Source organism: Sphaerochaeta sp. UBA5836 (assembly GCF_002432845.1).
Taxonomy (GTDB): Bacteria; Spirochaetota; Spirochaetia; order Sphaerochaetales; family Sphaerochaetaceae; genus Sphaerochaeta.
Genome location: NZ_DJGW01000049.1, coordinates 1 through 8,836, shown reverse-complemented (window position 1 = coordinate 8,836; position 8,836 = coordinate 1). Strand labels below are relative to the sequence as shown.

The window sequence follows — 8,836 nt, the reverse complement described above, 5'->3', positions numbered from 1 at the left end:
ATTAAAATGGCAAATCATCGATATGCTTATCGGATGAGAGTTGGAAGCTATCGAGTATTATTCAATATACTCGAAACAGTTGAAATCATCAGCATAGAAGAGGTAAGAAAACGTGATGAACGCACATACTCAGTATAGCAGAGTGGTTGGATCTGACGGTAAAACACATTACTACCTCGTACCCGTAGAAGACTTTCAGAGGTTGCTGGCCCAATCAGAGCAGATTACCATCCCCAATGCTGTGGTAAAACTCCATCTGTTGGATGAGCTTTCTGTCATTGCAGCGTGGCGAACATATCTTGGATTGACCCAGGAGGAAGTAGCTCATCGGCTCAATATCTCTCAAGCTGCCTACTGTCAGATGGAAAAAGCGAAGCGTCCCAGGCAAGCTTCAAGGAAACGGGTTGCCCAAGCCCTTGGGCTGGATGAACAACAGCTTTCCTTCTAAACCTCAAACATGCATCGACTTCATGGTCAATGAAGTATTGCCACGGAAAGACTGAGAAATATTTACAAGATTTTGTAAGCTTTTTAGCGAAAGCTTACAAATATTTGCAAACTATTTGACTTTCCGGGAGATACATACAAAAAGACCATCCATGGATGCACCATTGCAGACTCCATCGGAATACCAAGAATTCGTGAGCAATGTTCATGTTTTGAAGCGTGGATTACATCACTGGTAGAATGAGGAAAGCTGCCTAACCAATCTTTGGTATCCTGACAATCCCGGGATCAGAAAAGATGTCCTCTTCATCAAAGCTGGGAGTTGAGAACTCTGATACAACAGCTCCCTCCGCTCCTGCCTGAAACCAGTGCTTGGTATTGGGTTTGAGGGTATACTGCTCGCCTGGAAGCAGCTCAATTTCATGAAAGACTGTGTATACCCCATCGGTCGCTTTGGCCTGGATGGGATTTGTTCTTTCACCCTCTACATAGAGAAACACCCTCCCCCATCGGCAGCGGAAGGTCTCTTCCTTGCCGATGTAGGAGCCGAAAGCCGGGTGACGGTGCTCGGGACACGTCTGGGAGGGGAACAAAACCAGTTCCTTGGCACAGACACGCTCGGTATTGAGGTAGGTGATCAGCTCAAGACCGGTATGAGAGAGGTCGCCCAGGCCGAAGTCGGCAACCTCGATTGAGGCTTTCTCTTCCTCGGTGAGCACAATCTGTGCCTTTTCAAAGAATGAGAGGGTTCTCCCTACTGCCTGTTCATACTCGCTCTTACTGATCATAACTCCCCCTTAGTACTGCAAAGCCGAAGATGTGAGCATCTTGTCAAAGAGCTCACGCGCCTTGTCCAGACTCAAATTCATCAACGGGTCGGAAAGAAAGGCTGTGAACAACAGATTGTCGTCATTGTTGTAGATAGCCTCCAATACCATCTCCTGCACATCGCTGACCTGCCTGACCAGGTTCTGGATGGCAAGCGGCGGATCGGTTGCAACGATCGGCCTGATCGAATCCTCGCTGATAAGGCCATTGCTCTCCACAATCCTTCCCTTGGGCAGGTAGCTGATCTGTCCCTCGTTGGGGCGGTTGATGTTGGTGACCATGCTCTTGTCTCCCATGAGCGAGCGCATGATATCCACGCCCTCCTCATCAGAGAGTTCAGCCTTCAGATCTTCATCCTTGAAGATCTTGCTGCGCTTCTCCTTGGCTGTACGCATTCTCCACTCATACGGAGTACGAATCACGCCGTAGGTGTGCAGATTCTCATCGCTGGTAAGGAAGTAGGGAACAAACTCGGCAAGGTGACGGTCCCCTGCAGCCCCGAGGGCACCGAAATCACGCAGGAACGCCAAGGCAATCTTTTGGTCGCAGTCAAACCACTTCTCATTGGCAAGGCGCTCCTTGGCGATCTCAGTCTCATCGGCGAACGTGGCGGGATCCTGCACTTCCTCGATGAGCTTTGCCATCAGGTCATGACCCTGCCAGAAGGCCTTGGTCACAAAGGTGAAGTGATTCACCCCCGTCAGGTCGATCTTGATCTCCCTGCGGTCGGGGGTGGCAACACCGAACCACTGACTGACTTTCTTGGCCAGGAAGTTCTGGGTATGGAACACCTCATGGCAGCAACCCAGGGCCTTGATGGCGGGGAATGCCTTGTAAAGGGCTGCAGTGCAGAGGGTCATCGGGTTGGTGTAGTTGATCACCCAGGCATCGGGGCAGAACTGCTCGATCTTTTTGGCAAGGTCGAAGAATATGGGCAGGGCCCGACGGGCGCGCATGATGCCGCCGGGACCGGTTGTGTCGCCGACCGACTGCAGGATGCCGTACTGTTCGGGAAGGACCAAATCACCATACCGGCACTCGGTCCTGCCAGGCTCGATGGAGATGATGACCATGTCGCAGCCGCTGAGAGCTTCTCCAAGATCGTCGATGGCGATGACGTTGAAACGTCCCTCGCTCTTGTTGACGGCGAACACCTGGTTTGCTACGGCAATATTGTTTCGGGCTGCTTCTTTATCGATATCGTACAGGACCAAAGTCCCATGGGACATGGTATTGTACGCAAGATCTTTCATGAACTGGATGGCCCACAGACGGCCACCGCCTCCAATGATGCAGATACGTGTCTCTTTCATCTCATCCCTCCTATCAGTAGGTATAGTCTGATCTCGTCATGTCTCTTGGAACAGGTTGTTTACCTTGACATTGAGTATCTTTTTTTGACATTTCCCTCTAGAATATACCTATGTATACGCTGGTTATTGTAGACGATGAAAAGGAGCTCTTGGAAGGGCTCAGTACCTATTTCCCCTGGGAATCGATAGGGTTTCAGGTGGTTGGAGCATTCGGCGATGGGCGCAGTGCACTCTCCTACTGCAGGGAGGAGCATGTCGATGTCGTGCTTACCGACATCCGCATGCCTTTCATGAGCGGACTCGAACTCATCGAGCAGCTCAAGGCGCTTCCGGCCAGTCCGCTTTTTTGCATCATGAGCGCCTACAACGATTTTGAGTACGCAAAAAAAGCCATCGGCTACGGAGTCCAGGAGTATTTGGTCAAACCCGCCGCCTTCGAGGAAATCCGCGCAACCTTTGAGAAAATCCGCCATACTCTCGACGGGACTACTCCGGCACCCAATCCCAATGTAGAGATGCAGGCCGCCAATCCCTTGGTTTCCCAAACGTTCGCCATCGTCGGAAAGCGGCTCAGCTCCTGCACCCTGCAAAACATTGCAAGCGAGCTCGGGGTCACCACCAGCTACCTCTCACGGCTCTTCAAGGAGGAGACGGGACAGAACTTCCAGGACTACCTGCTCTCAGTGAAGATGGAGACCGCCAAGCGGATGCTCGACAGCAAAATCGGGTATAAGAACAAGGAAATTGCACGAGCCTTGGGGTATCAGGATACGCAGAACTTCTGCCGCACCTTCCGCAGGTTTTTTGGCAAGAGCCCGCAGAAATTCAAGACTGAGAGCGGACAATGAACACACGGCCAAACCGCATCGTCAGGATCTTCATGCGCCACAGCCTCCCCCTGGTCATAGTAGCCTTTCTTTTGGGCGGCGGGGCGATGCTGCTCTCACGCAACTTCATCCGCAGCAACTCGGTGCTGCAGGCGAACCAAAAACTGGCCGCCGTCCAATCCTATTACGATGTAATCCTCGATGAGATGGACAGCTTGAGCTTGATGTTCAGCACCAATCCCGAGATGATGGCACGCCTGATGCGCTTTCTCCAAGAAGGAGGGCAGGTCGATCTGGACAACTATCGGGAGATTCGTCTGATCCGCTCGTTTCTTTCAGCCCCGGCAAACGCCCGTCCCTACATCCACAACATCTATGTGTATCTGCAAAACCCACAAGATCTGGTACTCAGTGCCGACTTGGCCTTCATCCCCCTCTCACATCTGGAGGACAGCTCCTGGTTTGCGACCTACCAGAATCTTCCGCCTTCCAACCAAAGCTACTCCGAGCGCGTACAGTTGAAAGCGGGCACTCCCACCGAGCAGACGATCATCCGCATCATGCGAACGATCACCAACCAGCTCAATGCACGCATCGGTGTCATCGTACTGGACATCAAGGAACAATCCCTGGCCCAAGCCTATCAGTTCCAAGACGGGGAGGTGCTTGAGGTTCGCAACAGGGACGGAGAGCTCCTATTCACCAATACGCCGCTTCAGTATGCAAGAGAGGACATGCAATACTTTCAGGCTGCCTCCAGCAAGTACGGCTGGGAATACTCCTTGGGAATGTACAAGCCCCTGCTCTACCGGCTCTCGACCACCCTGATGTACTACACCATCGCCCTGACGTTCATCGCGTTGCTGCTTGGACTGTACCTGACCCACCGCACCAACCGCCAGGAGCGCAAATTCCTCTCCAACGTCATGCGTCAGCTGAATCAGGTCGCCGATGCCGACCTTACCGGAGAGGGTCCCGAGGAGTACCGCAACATCTTCGATTATCTCAACCACCATGTGATCAAGACCTTCCTGGAGCAGGACTACCTGAGGTGGCAGAAAGAAGCAATGGAGTACCGGGCCCTGCAGATGCAGATCAACCCCCACTTTTTGTTCAACACCCTCGATACGATCAACTGGAAGGCGGTCAAGCTCGCCGAGGGGGAGAACGATGTATCGCGCATGATACTATTGCTCTCCAAACTGTTGAAGTATTCACTGCAGGTGGATGACTTTGCCGGAGTGCCGCTATCCAAGGAGCTTGAGCAGACTGGGTACTATGTCCAGCTGCAGAAAATCCGCTTTCCCGACCGGTTCACCTACACCGAGCATGTTGATCCGACCCTGCTGGACATAATGGTTCCCAGCCTGCTGCTCCAACCCATTTTGGAGAATGCCTTCAACCATGGGTTTGTCGAAGGCAGGTTGCTCACTATTGCCGTAACGGTTTGCACTGATGCCGGGAAATTGAAAATCGTCGTTTCAGACGACGGCAAGGGCATGAACGAAACCGAACTTGCCCAGCTGAATGCAATGGGAGGCGATGTGCTGAAGAAAAAGAAATCCCTTGGGCTGATGAACATCAACAAGCGCCTGATGCTCTTCTCCCAAGGGAAGTCCCCGATTGTCGTTGCAAGCAACCAAGAAGGCGGGGTGACCGTCACGATCGTCCTTCCGTTGCGCAGAGCGTGATCAGTTCTTCATGCCGGTGGTGGCGATTCCCTCGACAAAGTACTTCTGGGCTGCAAAGAACAGCACGATCGGAGGAGCGATCGAAATCAGGCTCATCGCCATAATCTGGTTCCAGTTGAATTCGGTGGAGATATCCATCGTCATTCTCAGGCCCAGGGCCACGGGGTATTTTGCCACGCTGCTGATATAGATCAAGACGTTGAGAAAGTCGTTCCAGGTCCAGACGAACTGGAAGACAATGACCGAGAAAATGGCGGACTTGCAGAGCGGAAGCAACAAATCCTTGAGAATGATGAAGCTGTTGCAACCGTCAAGCTTGCCCGACTCATCCAACTCCAAGGGAAGGCCGCGGAAGAACTGGACCATCATGAAGTTGAAGAACGGAAAGCAGCCAAGCATAGCAGGAACGATGAACGGCAGGTAGGAGTCCAGCCACCCGAGGTTGCGGAAGAAGATGTAGCGCGGGATGAGAATGACGGTGGCCGGCAGCATCATCGTCGAAAGCATGATGGTGAACAACGTCTTCTTGAAAGGGAACTCAAACCGGGCGAATCCATAGCCGATCAAGGTCGCACTGACAGCGGTGAACACGACGGTGGGGATGACCATCAAGAAGGTGTTGTACAGGAAGGTGGAAAAACCATATTGGCCGGTTCCCTTCCACCCTGCGGCGAAGGCGCCGAACATCGGATTCTTTGGCAGCAGACCGATGGTGCCGAAAATCTCTTCGTTGCTCTTGAATGCCGCCCCGATCATCCACAGGAGCGGATAAGTCATGATGTAGGCAAGGACGATCAAGAAGAAATATGAAAGGAATTTTGTAACGGGGGTTTTTCTCTTGATCATAGCGAATCTCCATAGTGGACCCAGGACTCGGAGGAGCGGAAGGTCAGGCTGGTGAAGAAGAGAATGATGGCGAACAGGATCCACGAGAGTGCCGAGGAGTAGCCCATCTTGAAGAACTTGAAGCCCTGGTCGTAAAGCATGAGACCGTAGAGATACGTCGACTTGAGCGGACCACCCTGGGTGATGACGAATGCGCTGGTGAAGTCCTGGAAGGCGTTGATCATCTGCATGATGAGGTTGAACAGGATGATCGGGGAGAGTTCGGGGATGGTGATCTGCCAGAAGATGCGCATCCGTCCGGCCCCGTCGATTCTCGCAGCTTCATACTGGCTGACGGGAATTTGTTTCAGGCCTGCCAGAAAGAGCAGCATGGACGAGCCGAACTGCCAGACGGTGACCAGACTGATGGTTCCCAGTGCAAAGCGTGGGTCGCCCAGCCAGTCCACAGCCTTGAATCCAAATTGGCCTATGAGGTTGTTCACCACCCCTTGGTTCATAAACAAGTACTTCCACAGTACACTGATGGCCACGCTGCCGCCGAGGATGGAAGGTATGTAGTAGAGGGTACGAAACAGGTTGATACCCTTGATATTCTGATTGAGGATGATTGCAATGACCAAGGCGAAGGAAATCTTCAACGGGACGGCGATCAGGACGTAGTATGAGGTGACTTTCAGCGACTGCAGAAAGGTAGGGTCGGCGGTAAAGATTTTCTTATAGTTCTCCAGACCCAGGAACTTGGGGTCCCCCAAGAGCTGGAAGTTGGTGAAGGAGTACCAGAACGAGTTAATCAAGGGAACGAGCTGGAGCAGCAGAAACCCAATGATCCAAGGCAGGATGTAGAGGTATCCTGTATAGTTGTAGCGTTTGCGTGTGAGCATCTCAATTCCCTTTGCAAGAGGTCACCCGCCCGCTTGGGACGGATGACCGACGTTGACGATTTACAGAGTTGCGAGAGTGGCCTCAAGATTCTTGATCAGCTTTGCAGAGGCTTCAGCGGGAGTAAGCTTGCCGAAACCGAACTCATCGATGACATCCTGCATGACCTGGATGACTTCGCTGTTCATCTGGTATACGCTCTGCGGCAGTCCTGCCTGGGCGATGCCTTCGTTGGTTGCCTTCTCGGCCATGGTGGTGATCATGCCTTTCTGGGCGAGTACGCTTCTTCCGATCGTGGTGGCAGGAATACCGCGTGCAAGGCCGAGCAGCTCAAGAGCCTGGGCGTCGGTGAACAGGTAGTTCAGGACCTTGATGGCTTCTGCCTTGTTCTTGGAGTTGTTGTTGACAACGAAAATCTGCGACGGTCTCATCAGGACTCCACTGTTCTTGGCACCTGCCATGACGGGGAACTGACGAGTTTCCATCGTGCGGGCCCCGATGTCCTTGTCCATGGAGCTTACCCAAGTCCAGCTGGTAGCCATCTTGCCGTTGATCCACGACGGATTCTCCTGGAACTTCTGATAAAAGAGTGAAGTCTGGCTGAAGGGAGCGACAATGCCTTCGTCGAACCAACGCTTGAAGTAGGTAAAAGCCTCGGTGCCCTGTGCCTGGGTGAAGGCAACCTTCTTGTTGTTGTCTACGACTGCGCCGGCAAGCTGGGCGATATAGATTTCAAACCAGTAGCGCATGATATCGGGTGTTGCTCCGCTGAAGTAGGCAGTCTTGTCCTTCTGGTTGATTTTCCTTCCTTCGGTGATGATGTTCTCCCAAGTCCACTTGGTATTGGGATCGATGCCGAACGAGGAGAGCATGTTTGCATCAACAATGAAGGTGTTGACGTTGGTTCCGGTGGGAAGCCCAAGCAGCTTGCCTTCGTAGGTGCAATAATTCTTGAGGAAGTCTGCATCGAACTGGGAGAGGTCGACCATGGAGCTGTCGATGGTTGCAAACACGTCTCCCTTGGAGGCGAGCTCGGCAAGCCAGGGCTGGTCGATCTGGATGATGTCGGCAGCGGTACCACCGGCGATCTGGGTGACGATCTTCTGATAGTATCCGTCCCATCCGCCGTACTCGCCTTCCAACTTCACGTTGGGGTTTTGTGCGGTATAGGCTTCCATGGCCTTGAGGGTCGGAGTGTGGCGGGAGTCTCCACCCCACCAACTGAGTCTGAGGGTGATCGGTCCTGACTGTGCTGCAGCTTCTTTCGATCCTGTTGCAAACACGGCTCCCATTGCCAAGGTGGCGATGAGAAGCAGTACGAGTGTCTTTTTCATAACAAGCCTCCATTTGTGAACTAATTAAGCGTAGTCTGCGGCGTTTTTACCACACGTACCAGCAAGAGAGTTTTGACAAAGTAGTATCATTTCTTGACATCTGAGAAACGAAATCTCCATTGACCGATACGCTGAACACTTGTAGCGTATAGGAAACAAGGAGGCCTTTCCATGTCTTATATTGATGCCCATGCCCACGTATTTGAACAGTTGTGCGGCTTTGGTGCCGACGGAGAACTCAGAGCCCTGCCCGGGGGAAAAGCCGTTTGGGCCACAGGTGAGGTAATCGACCTCATTCCCCCTTCCTATGGCGATACCACCTTTTCCGCCGAGCGCTTCCTCTCTGTGATGGATGCCCACGATGTCGAGAAGGCTGTGCTGCTGCAGGGTGGCTTTCTCGGCTTTGCCAACCTCTATCTCCATGAAATTACAATGAAGTACCCCGCCCGCTTTGCAGCAGCCGCCACCTTCGACCCCTACTGCCGCAATGCACAGAAGATCCTGGACAATCTGATAAAGAGCTTTTCCATCTTCAAGTTCGAAATGTCCACCGGCTGCGGCATCATGGGAAGCCACCCCGATTTCAATCTCGACAACACGCTTATGATGGGTTTCTATGAGCAGATTGCAGCAAGAAAGGGAGTTGTGGTATTCGACCTGGGAAGCCCAGG

General features: G+C 52.7%; 9 protein-coding genes and 1 pseudogene. 5 read left to right on the top strand and 5 right to left on the bottom strand.

Features of this window, described 5'->3' with window-relative positions; genetic code table 11:
* Positions 1-115 precede the first annotated feature (115 nt).
* Positions 116-448, top strand: a complete 333-nt coding sequence (locus tag B3F49_RS03695; RefSeq protein WP_293909042.1) for a helix-turn-helix domain-containing protein — start codon at positions 116-118, stop codon at positions 446-448.
* A gap of 102 nt (positions 449-550) precedes the next feature.
* Entirely contained in the window at positions 551-691 is a 141-nt protein-coding gene (locus B3F49_RS12390; protein WP_414712332.1) for a DUF4276 family protein, read from the top strand.
* Positions 692-701: 10 nt separating this feature from the next.
* On the opposite strand, the gene B3F49_RS03690 is transcribed toward B3F49_RS12390, so the two are convergent.
* Positions 702-1,235, bottom strand: a complete 534-nt coding sequence (locus B3F49_RS03690; RefSeq protein ID WP_293909040.1) for a D-lyxose/D-mannose family sugar isomerase — start codon at positions 1,233-1,235, stop codon at positions 702-704.
* A 9-nt stretch (positions 1,236-1,244) separates the two neighbouring features.
* The gene (locus B3F49_RS03685; RefSeq protein WP_293909038.1) at positions 1,245-2,588 is read right to left on the bottom strand and encodes an alpha-galactosidase; all 1,344 of its coding nucleotides are present in this window, start codon (positions 2,586-2,588) and stop codon (positions 1,245-1,247) included.
* Positions 2,589-2,698: 110 nt separating this feature from the next.
* On the opposite strand from B3F49_RS03685, the gene B3F49_RS03680 reads away from it, so the two are divergent.
* Both B3F49_RS03680 and B3F49_RS03675 read left to right on the top strand, forming a co-directional pair.
* Positions 2,699-3,436, top strand: a complete 738-nt coding sequence (locus B3F49_RS03680) for a response regulator transcription factor (protein ID WP_293909036.1) — start codon at positions 2,699-2,701, stop codon at positions 3,434-3,436.
* Positions 3,433-5,106 carry a cache domain-containing sensor histidine kinase gene (locus B3F49_RS03675; protein ID WP_293909034.1) on the top strand — a complete coding sequence of 558 codons (1,674 nt, stop codon included), beginning with the start codon at positions 3,433-3,435 and terminating at the stop codon, positions 5,104-5,106. Before B3F49_RS03680 ends, B3F49_RS03675 begins: the two co-directional genes overlap by 4 nt.
* On the opposite strand, the gene B3F49_RS03670 is transcribed toward B3F49_RS03675, so the two are convergent.
* The 3 genes from B3F49_RS03670 to B3F49_RS03660 are packed head-to-tail and all read right to left on the bottom strand — an operon-like array spanning position 5,107 to position 8,165.
* A complete protein-coding gene (locus B3F49_RS03670) occupies positions 5,107-5,952 on the bottom strand; it encodes a carbohydrate ABC transporter permease (protein ID WP_293909032.1) in 846 nt (281 codons plus the stop codon).
* The gene (locus B3F49_RS03665; RefSeq protein ID WP_293909030.1) at positions 5,949-6,833 is read right to left on the bottom strand and encodes a carbohydrate ABC transporter permease; all 885 of its coding nucleotides are present in this window, start codon (positions 6,831-6,833) and stop codon (positions 5,949-5,951) included. Before B3F49_RS03665 ends, B3F49_RS03670 begins: the two co-directional genes overlap by 4 nt.
* 60 nt (positions 6,834-6,893) lie before the next feature.
* Positions 6,894-8,165, bottom strand: coding sequence for an ABC transporter substrate-binding protein (locus B3F49_RS03660; protein ID WP_293909029.1), 1,272 nt, complete (start codon positions 8,163-8,165; stop codon positions 6,894-6,896).
* A 171-nt stretch (positions 8,166-8,336) separates the two neighbouring features.
* Here B3F49_RS03660 and B3F49_RS03655 point away from each other — a divergent pair.
* Positions 8,337-8,836, top strand: a pseudogene (locus B3F49_RS03655) (amidohydrolase); the annotation flags it as partial.

Coding starts and splice junctions, on each gene's coding strand:
- B3F49_RS03685 (WP_293909038.1), bottom strand. CDS start 2,588: ATGAAAGAGACACGTATCTGCATCATTGGAGGCGGTGGCCGTCTGTGG.
- B3F49_RS03670 (WP_293909032.1), bottom strand. CDS start 5,952: ATGATCAAGAGAAAAACCCCCGTTACAAAATTCCTTTCATATTTCTTC.
- B3F49_RS03675 (WP_293909034.1), top strand. CDS start 3,433: ATGAACACACGGCCAAACCGCATCGTCAGGATCTTCATGCGCCACAGC.
- B3F49_RS03695 (WP_293909042.1), top strand. CDS start 116: ATGAACGCACATACTCAGTATAGCAGAGTGGTTGGATCTGACGGTAAA.
- B3F49_RS03680 (WP_293909036.1), top strand. CDS start 2,699: ATGTATACGCTGGTTATTGTAGACGATGAAAAGGAGCTCTTGGAAGGG.
- B3F49_RS03665 (WP_293909030.1), bottom strand. CDS start 6,833: ATGCTCACACGCAAACGCTACAACTATACAGGATACCTCTACATCCTG.
- B3F49_RS03690 (WP_293909040.1), bottom strand. CDS start 1,235: ATGATCAGTAAGAGCGAGTATGAACAGGCAGTAGGGAGAACCCTCTCA.
- B3F49_RS03660 (WP_293909029.1), bottom strand. CDS start 8,165: ATGAAAAAGACACTCGTACTGCTTCTCATCGCCACCTTGGCAATGGGA.